General features: G+C 71.3%; 20 protein-coding genes and 1 pseudogene. 7 read left to right on the top strand and 14 right to left on the bottom strand.

Features of this window, described 5'->3' with window-relative positions:
- Positions 1-21 precede the first annotated feature (21 nt).
- Positions 22-639: a TetR/AcrR family transcriptional regulator gene (locus tag ACYU7L_RS11385; protein ID WP_460796410.1), complete on the top strand. Its 618-nt coding sequence runs from the start codon at positions 22-24 to the stop codon at positions 637-639.
- On the top strand, positions 636-1,802 hold the full coding sequence (locus tag ACYU7L_RS11380; protein WP_460796408.1) for a TetR/AcrR family transcriptional regulator: 1,167 nt from the start codon (positions 636-638) through the stop codon (positions 1,800-1,802). The genes ACYU7L_RS11385 and ACYU7L_RS11380 overlap by 4 nt, the downstream gene beginning before the upstream one ends.
- Here ACYU7L_RS11380 and ACYU7L_RS11375 read toward each other — a convergent pair.
- Together ACYU7L_RS11375 and ACYU7L_RS11370 are read right to left on the bottom strand one after the other, a co-directional pair.
- Positions 1,792-2,979, bottom strand: coding sequence for an oxygenase MpaB family protein (locus ACYU7L_RS11375; protein ID WP_460796406.1), 1,188 nt, complete (start codon positions 2,977-2,979; stop codon positions 1,792-1,794). The two genes, ACYU7L_RS11380 and ACYU7L_RS11375, sit on opposite strands and share 11 nt — an antisense overlap.
- Positions 2,980-3,089: 110 nt before the next feature.
- On the bottom strand, positions 3,090-3,674 hold the full coding sequence (locus ACYU7L_RS11370; protein WP_460796403.1) for a TetR/AcrR family transcriptional regulator: 585 nt from the start codon (positions 3,672-3,674) through the stop codon (positions 3,090-3,092).
- Between the two features lie 25 nt (positions 3,675-3,699).
- Between ACYU7L_RS11370 and ACYU7L_RS11365 the strand changes: the two genes are divergently transcribed.
- Complete coding sequence (locus ACYU7L_RS11365) at positions 3,700-4,623, top strand: alpha/beta hydrolase (RefSeq protein WP_460796401.1); 924 nt, start codon at positions 3,700-3,702, stop codon at positions 4,621-4,623.
- A gap of 16 nt (positions 4,624-4,639) precedes the next feature.
- Here the strand turns inward: ACYU7L_RS11365 and ACYU7L_RS11360 are convergent, their stop codons facing one another.
- The 9 genes from ACYU7L_RS11360 to ACYU7L_RS11320 form a co-directional block, all read right to left on the bottom strand.
- A complete protein-coding gene (locus ACYU7L_RS11360) occupies positions 4,640-5,113 on the bottom strand; it encodes a CAP domain-containing protein (RefSeq protein WP_460796399.1) in 474 nt (157 codons plus the stop codon).
- A gap of 84 nt (positions 5,114-5,197) precedes the next feature.
- Positions 5,198-5,644: a pilus assembly protein TadG-related protein gene (locus tag ACYU7L_RS11355; RefSeq protein ID WP_460796397.1), complete on the bottom strand. Its 447-nt coding sequence runs from the start codon at positions 5,642-5,644 to the stop codon at positions 5,198-5,200.
- On the bottom strand, positions 5,644-6,081 hold the full coding sequence (locus tag ACYU7L_RS11350) for a hypothetical protein (protein WP_460796395.1): 438 nt from the start codon (positions 6,079-6,081) through the stop codon (positions 5,644-5,646). Before ACYU7L_RS11350 ends, ACYU7L_RS11355 begins: the two co-directional genes overlap by 1 nt.
- On the bottom strand, positions 6,078-6,467 hold the full coding sequence (locus ACYU7L_RS11345) for a TadE/TadG family type IV pilus assembly protein (protein WP_460796393.1): 390 nt from the start codon (positions 6,465-6,467) through the stop codon (positions 6,078-6,080). Before ACYU7L_RS11345 ends, ACYU7L_RS11350 begins: the two co-directional genes overlap by 4 nt.
- Before the next feature lie 2 nt (positions 6,468-6,469).
- The gene (locus ACYU7L_RS11340; protein WP_460796391.1) at positions 6,470-6,679 is read right to left on the bottom strand and encodes a hypothetical protein; all 210 of its coding nucleotides are present in this window, start codon (positions 6,677-6,679) and stop codon (positions 6,470-6,472) included.
- Between the two features lie 32 nt (positions 6,680-6,711).
- Positions 6,712-7,653, bottom strand: coding sequence for a type II secretion system F family protein (locus tag ACYU7L_RS11335; RefSeq protein WP_460796389.1), 942 nt, complete (start codon positions 7,651-7,653; stop codon positions 6,712-6,714).
- Positions 7,650-8,504, bottom strand: coding sequence for a type II secretion system F family protein (locus tag ACYU7L_RS11330; protein ID WP_460796386.1), 855 nt, complete (start codon positions 8,502-8,504; stop codon positions 7,650-7,652). Before ACYU7L_RS11330 ends, ACYU7L_RS11335 begins: the two co-directional genes overlap by 4 nt.
- Positions 8,504-9,784, bottom strand: coding sequence for a CpaF family protein (locus ACYU7L_RS11325; RefSeq protein ID WP_460796384.1), 1,281 nt, complete (start codon positions 9,782-9,784; stop codon positions 8,504-8,506). Before ACYU7L_RS11325 ends, ACYU7L_RS11330 begins: the two co-directional genes overlap by 1 nt.
- A gap of 161 nt (positions 9,785-9,945) precedes the next feature.
- Entirely contained in the window at positions 9,946-10,503 is a 558-nt protein-coding gene (locus ACYU7L_RS11320; protein ID WP_460796381.1) for a serine hydrolase domain-containing protein, read from the bottom strand.
- Between ACYU7L_RS11320 and ACYU7L_RS11315 the strand changes: the two genes are divergently transcribed.
- From ACYU7L_RS11315 to ACYU7L_RS11300, 4 genes and pseudogenes are all read left to right on the top strand, one after another.
- Entirely contained in the window at positions 10,487-11,353 is an 867-nt protein-coding gene (locus tag ACYU7L_RS11315; RefSeq protein WP_460796378.1) for a sensor histidine kinase, read from the top strand. The two genes, ACYU7L_RS11320 and ACYU7L_RS11315, sit on opposite strands and share 17 nt — an antisense overlap.
- Positions 11,350-12,078, top strand: a complete 729-nt coding sequence (locus tag ACYU7L_RS11310) for a response regulator (RefSeq protein WP_460796376.1) — start codon at positions 11,350-11,352, stop codon at positions 12,076-12,078. Before ACYU7L_RS11315 ends, ACYU7L_RS11310 begins: the two co-directional genes overlap by 4 nt.
- Positions 12,079-12,143: 65 nt before the next feature.
- Positions 12,144-13,088: a GGDEF domain-containing response regulator gene (locus ACYU7L_RS11305; RefSeq protein ID WP_460796372.1), complete on the top strand. Its 945-nt coding sequence runs from the start codon at positions 12,144-12,146 to the stop codon at positions 13,086-13,088.
- Positions 13,089-13,192: 104 nt separating this feature from the next.
- Positions 13,193-14,157, top strand: a pseudogene (locus ACYU7L_RS11300) (IS481 family transposase).
- Between the two features lie 13 nt (positions 14,158-14,170).
- Here ACYU7L_RS11300 and ACYU7L_RS11295 read toward each other — a convergent pair.
- The 3 genes from ACYU7L_RS11295 to ACYU7L_RS11285 are packed head-to-tail and all read right to left on the bottom strand — an operon-like array spanning position 14,171 to position 16,302.
- Positions 14,171-14,806, bottom strand: a complete 636-nt coding sequence (locus ACYU7L_RS11295; RefSeq protein ID WP_460796369.1) for a hypothetical protein — start codon at positions 14,804-14,806, stop codon at positions 14,171-14,173.
- A gap of 24 nt (positions 14,807-14,830) precedes the next feature.
- Entirely contained in the window at positions 14,831-15,622 is a 792-nt protein-coding gene (locus ACYU7L_RS11290; RefSeq protein ID WP_460796367.1) for an HAD-IIA family hydrolase, read from the bottom strand.
- Positions 15,619-16,302 carry a response regulator transcription factor gene (locus ACYU7L_RS11285; protein ID WP_460796364.1) on the bottom strand — a complete coding sequence of 228 codons (684 nt, stop codon included), beginning with the start codon at positions 16,300-16,302 and terminating at the stop codon, positions 15,619-15,621. Before ACYU7L_RS11285 ends, ACYU7L_RS11290 begins: the two co-directional genes overlap by 4 nt.
- Between the last annotated feature and the right edge of the window lie 16 nt (positions 16,303-16,318).

Raw genomic sequence — 16,318 nt, 5'->3', positions numbered from 1 at the left:
CAGAGGTCGTAGCCTGTCGCCGTGCGTGCCCCCCTGCAGTCTCGAAGCTCGTCCTCAGCGGACCGGATGCTCGACGCCACGCTGGGCCTGCTCGCCGATGGCGGGCTGCAAGCGGTCACCGTCGCAGCGGTCGCTCGCGCGGCCGGGACGTCCAACGGCTCGCTCTACCACCGCTTCCGCGACCGCACCGGGCTGCTGCTCGCCGTCCAGGAGCGGGCGCTCGAAGCGATCGAGGAGAGCACGGCGGCGGCCTTCGCCCGCGCTGACGCCGAGCCCGACGACGAGCGCGCGATCGCGCTGCTCGCGCGTGAGGCGCTGGGGATCTTCTCCGAGCACCGGGCCGCGATGCGCGCGTTCCTCGTCGAGGGGCAGGGGTCCGGCGACTTCACGGTGCGCAACGTGCGCAGCAGTCACCTCCTGGCGACCACCGTGGTCGGCTGGCTCCAGCGACGCTTCGGCACGACGGCGGCCGACGCCGAGGCGGCCTGGCGGATCCTCTTCGCACTGGGGGCATCGCAGGCACTCTTCCTCGACGAGCAGGTCTCCCCCGGCACCCTCGCCGGCGACGACTTCGCCGAGGCGGTGGGGCGCGCGGTGACTGCCGTCGTACGACGGGAGCGGAGGCTGGTCGTCGAATGACGGTCGAGGAGACGCCGGTGCGTCGGCGACCGCGCAACCGCCGCCAGCTGATCGTCGACGCCGCCGGCCCGGTCTTCAGCGAGCGTGGCTATCACGGCGCCTCCATGGAGGAGGTGGCAGCGAAGGTCGGCATCACGGCGACGGCGTTGTATCGCCACTTCCCCAACAAGTACGCGCTGTTCGCCGAGTGCACCATCCTGATGGCCGATCGCCTCCTCGACGTCCGGGCGGGACTCCCCGAGGATGTCGCCCTGCCGGAGCTGCTCCGCGCCCTGGCGAAGGTGACGTTCGACCACCGCGCCTCGGGCGGGGTCTACCGCTGGGAGGCCCGGTTCCTCGAGGCCCAGGAGCGTGCGGAGCTGCGCGCCAAGTTCGCCGGCGTGATCGACGCGGTGGCCGTCGCACTCGAGCGCGACCTGGGAGGCCCCCAGCCCCGGCTGCGCGCGGCGTCGGCGCTCGGCGCGATCGGCTCGATCACCCTGCACCACACGCCGATCGCCCGGCCTCGTGCCCTCGAGGTCCTCACCGAGGCGGCGCTGGGGGTGGCCTCGGTCGACCCGGCCGCAGCGACCGCCCGCGCCGCGGGGGTCCACCTGCCGGCCCAGCCCGAGCCCGCCAGCCGTCGCGCCGAGATCCTGAGGGCCGCCATCCCGCTGTTCGCCCAGAACGGCTATCACCAGGTGAGCCTGGGCCAGATCGCCGGCGAGGTGGGCCTGGGCGCCTCGGCGATCTATCGGCACTACCCGGCCAAGGCCGACATCCTGGCGGCCGCGTGCCTGCAGACGGCCGCGATGTTGGAGCAGGCCGTCGGCGAGGCCCTTCGCGGGGTGCGCGCCCCGGAGGAGGGTCTGGAGGCGCTCGCCGCCGCCTACGTCGCCTACCGATTCGAGAACCTCGCCCTGATCAGCGTCGCCGAGGCCGAGATCGTGGGGCTTCCCGCCGAGCTGCGTCGACCGGTCACCGCCGTCCAGCACGAGCACGTGGAGCGGTGGGAGCAGCACCTGAACGCGGCGCGCCCGGGACTGGACAGTCGCCAGTCCCGGGCCCTGGTCCACGCCGGCTTCGGCGCGGCCGTCGAGGCCGGCCGCTACCTGCACTGGCAGGACACCGACGAGAACAGGGACGCGGTCACGGCCCTCCTCCTGGGAGCGCTCAGCCGGTAGGCCGGTTCATGTCGGGGATCTCGATCGGCGTGGTCTTGCCGTCCGCCCCCTTGTTGAGGAACGCCATCGCCAGCGCCCGCACGAACTGGTCGAACATGTAGTAGCTGGCCGGCATGATCCTGATGGTCCCCTCGCGGAAGCCGACGTACGCGGGCCACGCCGTGCGGACGAGGAGCTTGGCCGCGTAGTCGCGCCTCAGGTGGAGCCAGTCGCCCACCTCGTCACCGAGGAGGTAGCGCACGAACTCGTTGAGGAAGCCGCGGGTGACCCCGAGGTCCACCTGGGCGGTGAGGCCGAGCAGCACCTCGGCGAGCTCACGGCCCTCGTAGGTCGGGTTGAGGATCGGCGTCAGGATCTGCTCGGACTGCGCGTGGGCGTCGGCCCAGGTCGCCGGGATGTACTCGTCCTTGACACCGAGCAGGTGCAGCGCCACCTGCCACGAGTGCAGGAAGGCCTCCTGGTCGGCGGCGGACCCGGCGACGCCCCACTCCTTGAGCTTCTTGTGCGCGAAGGTGCCGGTGGAGTGGAAGGTGACGAGGATGTCGTGGTTGCTGATCGGGATGCGCTCGTCGGCCACCGCACGCCAGTTGGGCATCTGCGGGAGGAGATGGCGGACGGCGGAGTGCACCGTGCGGGTCTTGTTGGCCGTGACGAGGAACTGACCACTCGGCTCGTAGCCCCCGAGCTCGGCCTGGTCGTAGCCGAAGGTGAAGGTCTTGGCCGCCCGGTCCTGCATGTCGGCCCCGCCCTTCGACCAGTAGACCGACTTCGCCTCACGCGGGATGACCGTGCTCATGATGCCGCCGCCCACGCCGTACAGCACGAAGAAGAAGGTGTCCTTGCGCCGGTTGTAGTCCGCCGCACGGCGCAGCTTCGCCACGTCGGCCCAGGCCGGAAGCTTGGTGGACTGCTGGAGGAACGTGCGCAGCTCCGGCGGCAGCCCCGCCGGGACGGCGTCGTTGTTGTTCACCCAGGTGCCGAACGCCTGGTTGGCCGCCGGAACCTGGCCGTCCTCGATGAGGTTGGCCACGATCCGGTCGAGCTCGTCGTCCCACACCCACTGGGGGTCGATGCCGGCGCCCGCTCCGGCGATCGATCCCGCCGGGGACCACGACCAGGCCGAGGTGGACGAGGCAAGAGCCCCGGTCAGCCCCAGCGCCGCCCCGAGGGACAACACGTTACGTCTGCTTACCTGGGTCATTTCATGCCTGCTTCCGAGCGCCGAGTTATGTGATTCCTCGTTAACATACGGAGCAGGGAGTCCCCTGGCAAGGGGTTGGCGTGCTATTAACTTGTGGCGCCCAGGGCGGAAAGAGCGGCCTCGACGGTCTGCCTCGCGACACGCGGCCCCAGAGGGGGCAGGCCGGGCAGGAAGGCCCGCATCATCAGCGGCCCGGTGATCAGGTCGCAGATCCAGTCGGGATCCTGACAGGGGTCGATCTCCCCGCGCTCGGCGGCCCTTTCGAGGATGCGCGTCGTGGCAGCACGCCGGGGAGCGAGGAAGCGCTCCACGAAGACGGCTCCCGAGGCGTCGCCCCGCAGCTCGTCGAGGAGACCGACGAACGCGCCACGCACGACCGGGTCGCCGAACAGGACCAGCTGGTGCTCCTGGAGGTCCTCGAGGTCGCCGCGCAGGCTGCCGGTGTCGTGCGTCGGGTCGTCGCCGAAGCGGTCCACCAGCGCGTCGACGACCAGCTCCACCCGGTTGCGGTGGCGGCGGTAGAGCGCCGGCTTGGTCGTGCCCGCGCGCCGAGCCACCGCCTCGATCGTCGTCCCGGCGTAGCCCTCCTCCGCCAGCAGCTCGCAGGCGGCGTCGAGCAGCGCACGACCTAGTCGGGCATCGCGAGGGCGCCCACGTCCGTTGACCGACATACGTTCCTCACCGTAACTTAACGCCATGCCCGACCTGCCGCCCCGTAGCTCGCACACTATCGACGGGGCCGACGGCACCGCGATCCACACCTGGGTCTACGCGCCCGCCGCTCCTCCCCCGAGCGGCGGGCATCCCGCGATCGTGATGGCGCACGGGATCGGCGGGATCAAGGCGGCCGGGCTCGCGCCGTTCGCGGAGGCGTTCGCCGCGGCCGGCTACCTCTGCCTGGTCTTCGACTATCGCCACTGGGGCGAGTCGGGCGGCGAGCCCCGCGAGCTGCTCTCGATCGGCGCCCAACTGGCGGACTACCGGTCGGTGCTGCAGCACGCGCGCTCACGCGACGACGTGGACGCCGACCGCGTGTTCGTCTGGGGCACGTCGTTCGCGGGCATGCACGTCGTCGAGCTCGCCGCGAGCGAGCCCTACCTCGCCGGGGCGATCACCCAGTGTCCGCTGGTCGACGGGTTGGCCGGCCTGACCAACGTGCCGCCGGCACGGGGCCTGCGGCTGATGCGCCAGGCCGTCCTGGATCGTCTGGGCGCTGCCCGGGGGCAGCAGCCGCGCTACCTGCCGCTGATCGTCGGCGAGGACGAGTTCGGGGTGATCGCGACCGAGGACGCGCTCCTGGGACTGGCCCGGCTGCAGCCCACCGACGGCACGCCGTGGCCCAACCGGATCACCGCCCGCAGCCTGCTGGACGTCACGTTCAGCCGTCCGGTGCGCCGGGCCGGTCGGGCGCGCTGTCCCCTGCTGATGGTGGTGGCGCAGGACGACACCATGGCGCCGACGGGTCCGGCACTGCGGGTGGCCGCCCGGGCTCCGCGCGGGGAGCTGTACCGCAGCCGCGGCGGGCACTACGACGTGTACGCCGGGGGCCTCGACCACGACGACGTCGTCACTGTCGAGTTGGCCTTCCTCGACCGACTCAGCGGAGCCGTGCGGCGCTGACGGCGCTGGGGTGGCATCAGGCCCTCGCGCCAAGGACCTGCGCGACGTACCAGCGCCCGTTCCGCTTCACCGCGCCGATCCCGACCAGCCGGTGGCGCGGGCTCAGCAGGTTCTCCCGGTGGCCGGCGGAGCGCATCCAGCCACGGTTCACCACCGCGACACCGTTGGGGAAGCCGGCGGCGACGTTCTCCCCCGAGCTGCGCAGCCGGCACACGCGCATCACGCGATAGAGGTCCTGGTGGAAGATCCGGCGCTGGCGCGCCATCCGCAGCGCGTGCCGATCAGCCTGACGGGCGAGGCACCGGTTGGTGGCGAGGCGCTTGCGTCCCTGACGCTGGCGCTGGGCGTTGGAGGCCGAGACGGCCTGGCCCTCGTAGCGGTCCGGGGCGATCGCGCGCGACTGCGCCGCCTGCGCGGTCGGCGCCGTCGGGACCAGCAGTGTCGCCGCGGTCAGGGCGAGGGTCGTGCCGAGCTGCTTGATCGGGAACATCGTTCCTCCTCAGTGGGGTCACCTGCAGCCCTCCATGGTGGCAAGCCGAGGCACCCGGTCCAACTCCTGCCGCTGCCAGGGGGCTCAGCGCTCGATGGTGACCACCGCGGAGCCCTGGGCCCCGATCATCGTGCTGCCCGGGGAGCCAGGCACGCTGAGCGGAAGGTCGAGCGGCGCACGAACCCGTACGACGATCCGCTCGCCGTCGGCGCGCACCTCGTAGGTCAGCCCCGGGTAGCGCCGGTAGGCGTCGCTGGCTCGGAAGTAGTCCGCCACTGCCGCCCTCGCACCCGAGGCCGCCTGGGCGAGGCGGTCGTCGGCGAGCCCGGTCGTGTAGGTCTCCATCCCGCGCGCTCCCCCGTCTGCCCCGTGCAGCGCGGCCCCATCGGCCAGGGTCGCCAGCCCCTGGCGCTGGAGGTAGGCCGCGGAGGCGTCGACGACGACCGCGACAGCCAGCAGCAGGATGGTCGCGAAGCCGATGATCAGCAGCGAGGTCTGGCCGCGCTCGTCTCGGGGATGACTGCGGCGCATCAGCGCTCCTGGAACTGGCCGATGGGCACCGAGTGGGTGGCGTCGAGCCGGAAGGTCGGCGCGCCGCCTCCCAGCATGTCGGGCGCGAGCGGTAGCTCGACGCCCGACTCGATCGTCACCGTGATCACCGCCGTGCCGCTGTGACAGCTGGTGAGACCTGCCTGGCAGCTCACGTGGAGCTCGAGGGGAGCGTTCTCGATGCCCTGGTCGGCGAAGGCACGGCGGGCGACGGCCAGGGCGTCCTGCTTGCCTTCGGCGTCGGTCTCGGCCAAGGCGTAGGCGCGAGCGGCGGCCCGGGACGCGGCGGTCACCGCAAAGGCGCCGCGCTGGACCTCGAACACCGAGAGGACGACGTAGACCAGGGGCACCAGCAGCAGAAGTCCCAGCCAGGTCAGCTCGACCAGAGCGCTCCCTTCCTCGTTCCGGTGTCGCCTCATCGGTCCTCCTCGACCGCGTGGCCGGTGACCTCGAGCGGCACGCCGGGGCCCCACAGCCCGAGCGGAGGTACCGTCGCACGGACCGTCACCACCACGCCGGGCGCGCCGTCCACCGCCGCGCTCCGCGCGCTGACGTCGCTCGCATAGCGATCCGAGAGGGCGCCGGCGATCTCGGCCCGAGTCCTTGCCACGCCCTCGGCGGGTCCCGCATCGAGGGTGCCGGCGTGGCGGGCCCCCTCGGAGGCCGCGGAGGTCAGGGTGTTGCGCACGTGCAGTACGAGCCCCACCTGCAGGATCCCGAGCACGAGGGGGATCAGCACGACCATCACCAGCACGAAGTCGACGACAGCCGACCCCCGCTGGTCACGGTCGCGCACTCTGGGCATGGTCAGCCGGTGACGCCGGCGAGCGCGTTGCGCAGCATCTGGTTGAGCTGCGGCCGGGCGATGGCGAGCAGACCCCCGACGAGTCCTGCGGTCATCACCGTGATCATCACCCAGCCGGGCACGTCGCCGCGCTCGTCGCGCTCGGGCGGCTTCAGTGGCAGCAGGCTCAGCGTGACGTAGAGCCGGGTCATCGCCAGCGAGATCGGGTCCATCGATTCCTCTTCTCATCGGTGTGGAGAACGCTTCAGGGAGTGGTGAGGTTGAGCCCGACGATGCCGGGCCAGAACGCGAAGAGCACCGTGATGGGGAGGACCAGGAAGACGACCGGCACCATCATGAAGACCTCCTTGCGGGCCGCGACCTCGATCAGCTCGCGCCGGCCGGCCTCACGGACGTCGGCGGCCTGGGCGTGCAGCACGTCGGCGAGCGGGGTCCCCCGCTCCACCGCGATGGCGATGCCCTCGGCGAAGCGCGCCACCAGCGGCAGTCCGGTCCGCTTGGCCAGGCCGTCGAACGCCTCTCCGACCGGAGCCCCGGTGCGGATCGTGGCCAGCACCCGACCCAGGTCTCCGGACAGCTCTCCTCCGCTGCGCTGGACCACCCGGTCCAGCGCAGCCACGGGGCTCTCGCCGGCGGCCACCGCCAACGCCAGCAGCTCGGCCACGGTGGGGAACTCCGCCAGGATCCGCCGCTCCCGGGCGCGGACCTGGCCGGTCAGGTGGTAGTCACGGGCCAGGACACCCGTCACGAAGGCGGTCAGGCAGAAGATCAGCGTCCCCACGGAGCCGCTGGGGTTGCGCAGCGCCTCCAGCACGCCGAAGGCGGCGACCAGCACGAACCCGACCAGCCCCCACAGGACCTGCTCGATGCGGAACTCGTGGACGCTCTTGTCGATGCCGGCGCGCTCGAGCCGTCGCCGGACGGACGTCGCACCACCGAGGATCCGCTCCACCCAGTCAGCGGCCGAGCGCAGCGACGGGCCGAACACCCCGCTCACGGCGACGACAGGCGTCGCTGTCGCCACCCGCAGTGCGGGGGTCCGACCCACCTGCGGCAGGTCGCGGACGTAGGGCAGGACACGCAGCGCCAGCTGCGGGCGGCGGATGACGAGGATCCGCTGCCCGACCAGCAGCAGCCCGGCGCCGACGACGGCGCCCAGCAGGGCGCCCCACCAGGTGAGACTCATGACAGGATCCGCCGCTCGGTCGGCAGTCGGCCGAGTCGCATCATCAGGCGGTAGGCCAGGATGCAGGCACCCGCTCCGACCGCGAGCACGAAGACCCCACCGGGGGACGAGTAGCGCGAGATCGCCTCGGACTGGAAGCAGAGCATCAGCAGCACCAGCCACGGGGCGGCCACGGCCAAGCGCGCGCCGTTGACGGTCCAGGCCTGCCGCGACTCCATCTCCGAGCGGGTCCGCGCCTCGTCACGCAGGTAGCCCGACAGGTTCCGCAGCAGCCGCCCCAGCTCGCCCCCACCCACCTCACGGGCGACCCGGAGGCCCTCCACGACCCGGTCCCCGACCGGGTCCGCCAGCCGGTCCTTGAGCTTGTCGAGGGACTCCCCGAAGCGACCGGTCACCTGATAGTCGAGGGCGAACTGGTCGAAGGCATCGCGCAGCGGCTCAGGGCCTCGGACGCCGAGCGCCCCGAGTGCGTCGGGGAGCGAGAGGCCGGCGCGCACGCCGGAGGCAAGGTTGTCCACCGCCTCCGGCCAGACCTCCGCGAACTCACGCTGCCGCCGACGCGCACGTCCGGACACGATCGCCACCGGGCTGTAGCCCGCCATCACCCCGAAGGTGAGCGCCACCGGCGGGGTCCCTGAGACCAGCTGGATCGTCACGGCCACCACGACCGCGAGCACGAGGCAGAGCACGAGCAGGCTGGAGGCGCTGACCTGCCCCAGCCCGGCACGGGCCAGCAGGTGCGTGAGCCGTCCGGCTCGCACGCGCGCCCGTCGCGGCTGTCGGGGAAGGAAGAACGCCGACCACACCAGCATCAGGCCGACGCCCACCCCGAGCCCGAGAAGCGCACCCATCAGACGCCCTCGTTGAGCAACCGGTGGACATCGATCCCGACCCGCTCGAAACGCTCGAGATGGGGAGGCATGCCGTGCACGCGGCGCAGCTCCCCGGCCTGACGGGTGAACAGGACCTCGCTCTCGATGTTGTCGTTCTCGACGCGGCCCGGCACTCCCACGATCTCGTTCACGCGGCGCACGCCACGATGGTCGAGTCCCAGGTGCACCACCAGGTCGACCGAGCTGGCGACCGTCGGGACCACGAACCTCGACGAGATGTTCTCCCCAGCCAGCAGGGGCAGGGTGCACATCTTGACCAGGGACTCTCGGGCGCTGTTGGCGTGGATCGTGCACATCCCCGGCAGGCCCGAGTTGAGCGCGAGCAAGAGGTCGAGGCACTCCTCGGCCCGGACCTCGCCGACGATGATCCGGCTCGGCCGCATCCGCAGACTCTCCTTGACGAGGTCCCGCAGCCGGATCTCCCCGGTCCCCTCTAGTCCCGACTGGCGCGTCTGCAGCGGCACCCAGTCCGGGTGAGGGAAGCGCAGCTCGAAGACCTCCTCAGTGGAGATCACCCGCTCGCTCCCGGGGATGGACGCCGCCAAGCAATTGAGCATGGTCGTCTTGCCGGCTTGCGTCGCGCCGGCGACCAGCACGTTGAGGCCGGCGCGCACGGACGCCTCGAGGAAGGAGGCCGCTCGCGGCGTCAGGCTGCCCAGCTCGACCAGGTCGTGCAGCCGCGCTGCCTTGAGGACGAACTTCCTGATGTTGACGGCCGAGAACCCACGGCTGATCCCCTCCAGCACCACGTGGAGCCGGTGCCCCTCCGGGAGCATCGCATCGACGAACGGCTGGCTGATGTCGATGCGGCGGCCGCTGGACTTGAGCATCCGCTCGACCAGCTCTCGGACCTGGGCCGTGGTGAGCACCAGGTTGGTGAGCTCGTGGCGCCCGTTGCGGGCGACGAAGACGCGGCTCGGATCGTTGATCCACACCTCCTCGACGCTCGGGTCGTCGAGGAACGCCTGGAGCGGCCCGAACCCGGAGACCCGGGCGAGGAGCTCACCGACCACCGAGGCGGGGTCGGCCACCGGCGCCACCGCCCCGGTGAGGCTGCGCTCGTCGTGGTCGCGGACCACCGACTCCGCGATGCGCCGTACGACGACGGCGTCGCGCTGAGGGTCGATGTTCTCCCGGCGCACGATCTCGCGCACCTGCTCGTCGAGCAGTTCGAGGAGGGCAGCGTGACCGTGCGCACCGTGCAGAGTGCTGTGGCCGTTTGCCGAGGTCATCGTCATGAGTACCCATCCCGAGTGAGGCTCCCGGAAGAGTTATATCCGCTGAGCGGACGCGCGATCTAGAGGCAGTTCCCACGGCTGTGGACAACAAATACTTGTGTGACGGGTGGGAATCAGACATCCCCGTCGTGCCGCAGGACCTGCTGACCGACCTGAGATCGTCAGACCCCGCAGAGCGCGTGGTCGATCAGCGCGGTGGTCTTGTCGTGCTTCGTCGCCGGCACTCCCTCGTCGCGTTGGAACGAGTCGGTGTTGATCGTGACCATCACGCTGCGCCGTCCGTCAGGGGTGACGCCGTTGCGGGTCTGGAAGCCCCTGTTGTCGCCGCCGGGGGCCCACGAGCCGCCGCACGACGTGGGCACCCACATCAGGCCGAGGCCGTAGCGCGCGCCGGGCCAGTTCTGCCGGAACTCCTTGCTCGTCGCCACGGTCCGCTGCATCGCCCGCAGCTGCGCCGGACGCAGCAGCTCGCCGCTGACCAGCGCGCGCAGGAAGCGGTTGGTGTCGCGGGTGGTGCTGATCATCTCGCCGGCCGCGCCGCCCCAGGTCGGGTTCTGCCGGGTCGCGTCGATCGCGTCGCCGTAGTCGGGGTCCTCTGCGGTGGCGTCCGGCCCGGGGAAGCGCTCGTAGCCGACCGCGTGCGGCCCGGGGATGCCGGCGCGGTTGCCCGGCACGGTGGTGTGCCGCAGACCGAGCGGCCTGATGGTCGCGATGTTCACGGTCGCGACGCTGCGCCCCCGCCGGGTGGCGGCCGCGCTCTTCCCCGGGGCCATCGCGGTCATCGCCCTCGCCCACCGCACCGTGGAGGGCGTCACCTGGGCGATGGCCGTCCAGGCGGGCGTGACCTGCCTGGTCGCCTGGGCGCTGGGCGACGCCACCCGGCGCTGGGCCAAGGAGTGGGCCCGGGAGACCGAGGACGCCGCCGCCCAGGCGGCTCGCGCCGTCGCGGAGGAGCGCACCCGGATCGCGCGCGAGCTGCACGACGTGGTCAGCCACCACATGTCGGTGGTGGCGCTGCAGTCGGGCCTCGCGGAGTACGTCCTCGACACCGACCCGGCGGTCGCCCGGACGGCCATCGGACACGTCGGCGCGGCCGGGCGCGAGGCACTGCTGGACCTGCGCCGGATGCTCGACGCCCTGCGCGACGAGGAGACCGAGACCGCGCCGTACGACCCCCAGCCGGGGCTGGGCCAGGTCGAGGCCCTGGTGGCAAGGTTGCGCGGCACCGGGCTGGACGTCGACCTGCGCACCCCCACCCCGACCCCCGACCTGCCCCCCGGGCTCGCCCTGTGCGCCTACCGCGTCGTGCAGGAGGCGCTCACCAACGTGCTCAAGCATGCCGGTCCCGCCGGCTCCGCGACCGTGTCGATCACCGAGGCCGAGGGCGTGCTGACCGTCGACGTCGCCGACGACGGCGCCGGTTCGCCCGCCATGACCACCCCACCAGGACACGGCATCCGCGGGATGCGGGAGCGGGCGGCCCTCTACGGCGGCGTGCTGCACGCCGGCCCTCGTCCGGCGGGCGGGTGGCGGGTGCTGCTCCGGCTGCCCCTCGTGGAGTCGTCATGACCGTCCGTGTCCTCGTCGTCGACGACCAGGCGCTGATCCGCAGCGGCCTGACCGCCCTGCTCGCGGCAGCCCCCGGGTTCGAGCCCGTGGGCGAGGCGGCGGACGGCGCCGACGCCGTCGCGCTCGCCGCGGCGACCCGTCCCGACGTGGTCCTGATGGACATCCGGATGCCGGTGATGGACGGCATCGAGGCGACGCGGCTGATCCTCGCCCGGCCGACCGGGCAGGGAGGACAGGACAGGCAGGACAGGCAGGACGACGAGACGACTCCCCAGGTCGTCGTCCTGACGACGTTCGACCTCGACGAGTACGTCTATGCCGCCCTGAGCGCGGGCGCGTCGGGCTTCCTGCTCAAGGACACCCCTCCCCCGCGGATCCTCGCCGCCCTCCAGTCGGTCGTCGCCGGCGACGTACTGATCTCGCCGCGGATCACCCAGCGCCTGGTGGAGACCCACGCCCGACGCAGCCCTCCCCTGTCGCGACCGGTCCAGGCGCTGGCAGGGCTGACCCCCCGGGAGACGGAGGTGCTGCAGCTGATCGGGAGCGGACTCAGCAACTCCGAGATCGCCGGCCGACTTGTGCTCGGCGAGTCGACCGTGAAGACCCACGTCAAGCGGGTGATGTCCAAGCTCGGACTGTCCAGCCGCGCCCAGGCCGTCGTCGTCGCCTACGAGAGCGGGCTGATCGTGCCGGGAGTGGGAGGAGATGTCTCGCTGGACGGATGAGGCGCCGTAACAGTGCGCCTGAGGCCGGGTCCGCCCGTACGCTGAAGTGGAAAGTGAGGCGTTGCGTGAGAATTCTGGTTGCCGAGGACGACGAGGTCTCGAGGCTGGTCCTGCGCACCCACTTGGCGAACGCCGGGCACGAGGTCCTCGTCGCCGAGGACGGACTGCGCGCCTGGGAGGTCTTCTGCGAGTCGCCCGGGATCGACGTCGTCATCAGCGACTGGATGATGCCCGAGATGGACGGCCTGGAGCTCTGCCGTCGCGTGCGCGAGACCGGCGACCGGGCCTACCCCTACTTCATCTTCCTCACCGCACTCGGCGACTCCCACCTCGTCCAGGGACTCGACGCCGGCGCCGACGACTACATGACCAAGCCGCTCGACCCCCAGCAGCTCCAGGCGCGGCTGCGCAGCGCCGACCGGGTGACCTCGGCGCACCGCAGCCTCAGCGAGCAGAACGGCGACCTCGAGCGTCTCACCGCCCAGCTGCGCGAGCAGTCCCGCACCGACCCGCTCACCGGCCTGGGCAACCGCCTCAAGCTGAGCGAGGACCTCGACGCGCTCACCACCCGGGTCCAGCGCTACGGGCACAGCTACTGCATGGTGCTGTGCGACATCGACCGCTTCAAGTCCTACAACGACCACTACGGCCACCAGGCCGGGGACCACGTCCTGCAGCAGATCGCCACCACCATCCTCCAGCAGTGCCGGGCCGGTGACGCCTCCTACCGCTACGGCGGCGAGGAGTTCCTGGTCATCCTCCCCGAGCAGGCCCTCTCGAGCGGAGCGGTCCTCGCCGAGCGACTGCGCCAGGCGATCGAGGGCCTGGCCATCCCCCACGAGCTGAACGCTCCGTGGGGGGTCATCACGACCAGTGTCGGGGTGGCGGCCGTCGGTGACGGGCGCCCGGACGGCGTCACCGTCGACCACATGCTCCGCGCCGCCGACCAGGCGCTCTATCGGGCCAAGGACGCGGGCCGCAATCTGGTCGAGGCCCAGACAAGGCTCTAGATGTACCCGGCCAGGACGTTGGTAGCGGCGCGCCTGGTTGAACGAGCGAGAACCTCCGAATGGGATGTGGCTTGTCTAAGGCCCACTCCAACCCGGAGGTTCTCGTGTCCCACGGTAATGCCCGGCTGACTGTTCACGGTCGCCGACTGATCGTTCAACGCCATGAGGCCGGCTGGACCCAAGCCAGCATCGCCGCTGCGATGGGCGTGTCTCGCAAGTGCGTGAAGACCTGGATCGACCGGTTCACCGCCAGGGTGAGGCCGGGTTGGTGACGCGTTCATCGCGACCGCACACCATGGCGACCCGCACCAGCGCTGAGGTCGAGCAGAAGGTCCTGGCTGCCCGCGTCAAGCATCGCGACGGGCCCGACGTGCTCGGCCCAAAGGTCGGCGTGCCGGCCCGGACGGTCTCGCGGATCCTGCGCCGCCATGGGGTGCCCTACCTGCGTGAGTGCGACCCGATGACCGGCGAGGTGATCCGGTCCTCGAAGGCCACTGCGGTCCGTTACGAGCGCGAACGGCCCGGCGAGCTTGTCCACATGGACGTCAAGAAGCTCGCCCGCATCCCCGACGGCGGCGGCTGGCGAGCCCACGGCCGCGGCAACGGCAACCGAGACCGCCAGGCCAAGACCGGCTACGACTTCGTGCACTCGCTGGTCGATGACTACTCCCGGCTGGCCTACTCCGAGGTCCTGCCCGACGAGAAGGGCACGACCTGTGCAGCGTTCCTCCAACGGGCCGCGGCCTACTTCGCCACCAAAGGCATCACCCGCATCGAGCGGCTGATCACCGACAACGCCTTCGCCTACCGCCACTCAGCCGACATCAAGGGCGTGTGCGCAGAACTCGACATCAAGCAGAAGTTCATCAAGCCCCACTGCCCCTGGCAGAACGGCAAGGTCGAACGCCTCAACCGCACCCTGGCCACCGAATGGGCCTACCGCCAGGCCTTCACCACCAACGCCGCCCGCGCAGCCGCCCTTGCACCCTGGCTCGAGCACTACAACACTGTCCGCCGCCACAGCGCACTCGGAGGCCAACCACCCATCAGCCGGCTGCTACCAACCTGATGGCCGGGTACATCTAGAGCCGGCCGGCGAGCTGCGGGGCAGTGGTGGCCAGCCGCCCCCGCTGCCACAGACGGTGTACGACGAACGCGGCGACCACGGTGCCGATCGTCCCCAGCGTCATGTCGGCCAGGGTGTCCACGTAGGCGCCCGCCCGCTCGGAGGACTTGCTGATGAACGCGAAGAACTCCGCGATCTCCCAGGCCAGCGCCGCCGGGACCCCGAAGGCGAGCGCCCGCTCGAGGGTGGCTCCCAGGGTGGCGCTGTTGTGCAGGGTCAGCAGGAGCACGGCGGCGGCGAGGAGACCGGTGTTCATGAAGTGCATCCAGTCGTCGAACCACCACACGGCGTCGTAGAGGTCCATCCGGTTGCCGAGGGTGTCGGTGAAGCAGGTGACGGTGACCAGCAGGTCCGCGAGCCACGGGAACGACGCGCGCTCGCGCCAGCGGAGGTACCAGATCACCGGCACCGTGAAGGCCAGCAGGGAATAGCCGATCGTCCGGAATCCGGCGCCCTTGCCCTCGACGTTGCCGAGCTCGGGGTTGAGCGTCGCCATCACCAGCAGCAGGACGAGCAGGGCCTTCGCGGCCACATCCAGGTGCTGGATCGCGCTCGGGGTGGGATGGCGGACAGCGGGCGAGACCTCAGACACGGGCCCACCCTACGGCGAGTCGGCTCAGAAACCCGTCTCCACCAGCTCGACGAGGTCCGCGATCGAGTCGAAGACGCGGGTCGGGCTGTAGGGGAACGTCTCGATCTGCTCGGGGCTGGTGGAGCCGGTGGTCACCAGCACGGTGCGCAGTCCGGCCTCGAGCCCGCTGATGATGTCGGTGTCCATCCGGTCGCCGATCATCACCGTCGTCTCCGAGTGCGCCTCCAACCGGTTGAGCGCGCTGCGCATCATCAGCGGGTTGGGCTTGCCGATGAAGTAGGGCTGGCGACCGGTCGCGGCACTGATCAGCGCGGCCACCGACCCGGTCGCGGGGACCAGCCCCTGCTGGCTCGGGCCGCTCGGGTCGGGGTTGGTGGCGATGAACCGGGCGCCGCCGGCGATCAGCCGGATCGCCCTGGTGATCGCCTCGAAGGAGTAGGTCCGGGTCTCCCCCAGCACCACGTAGTCGGGATCGCGGTCGGTCATCACGTAGCCGATGTCGTGCAGTGCGGTGGTCAGCCCCGCCTCCCCCACGACGTACGCCGACCCGTGCGGGCGCTGGTCGGCGAGGAACTGCGCGGTCGCCAGCGCGGAGGTCCAGATCGCCTGCTCGGGGACGTCGATCCCGCCGCCGAGCAGTCGGGCACGCAGGTCGCGCGGGGTGTAGATCGAGTTGTTCGTCAGCACCAGGAAGCGCAGGCCCGAGGTCTTGAGCGCCTCGATGAACTCCTGGGCGCCGGGGATCGGGACCTCCTCGCGGACCAGGACGCCGTCCATGTCGGTGAGCCAGGTCTCGACGGGGCGCGGCGTGCTCACGCGGTCTCCAGCCGGAAGCCGACCCCGCGCACGGTGACGACCTTCTCCTGGACCCCTGCCTCGTCGAGCTTCTGACGCAGTCGGCCGACGGTCACGTCGAGGGTCTTGGTGGAGCCGTACCAGTTGTGGTCCCAGACCTCGTCCATCAGCTTCTGGCGCGACACCACAGTGTCGCGGGCGCCGTCGAGGAGCGCGAGCACGTCGAACTCCTTGGTCGTGAGCTGGATCTCGCGGTCCCCCGAGAAGACCCGGCGGGCGGCCACGTCGATGCGCAGCTGCCCGGCGGTGATCACGACCTCCGCGGGACGCCGTGGCGCGCTGCGCCGCAGGAGGGCGCGCACCCGGGCCTGCAGCTCGGCGACGCTGAACGGCTTGGCGAGGTAGTCGTCGGCGCCGTAGTCGAGCCCGACGACGCGGTCCAGCTCCTCGGCGCGCGCGGTCACGATCATGATCCCGCCCTCGAAGCCGGCGTCACGTGCGCGCTGGCAGACCTCGAGGCCGTCCATGTCCGGCAGTCCGAGGTCGAGGATCGCGACGTCGACGGGCTTGCTCGCCAGGTGGGCCAGTGCGCTGGCGCCGTCCTCGGTCCAGGACACGACGTATCCCTCGCGCTCGAGCATCCGCACCAACGGCATCGCAATGTCGTCGGAGTCCTCGATGACGAGTACGTGCGGGTCCACGATGCGAAGCATAGGC

This window comes from Nocardioides pacificus (assembly GCF_054775955.1).
This window is presented reverse-complemented; position numbering and strand designations above follow the sequence as displayed.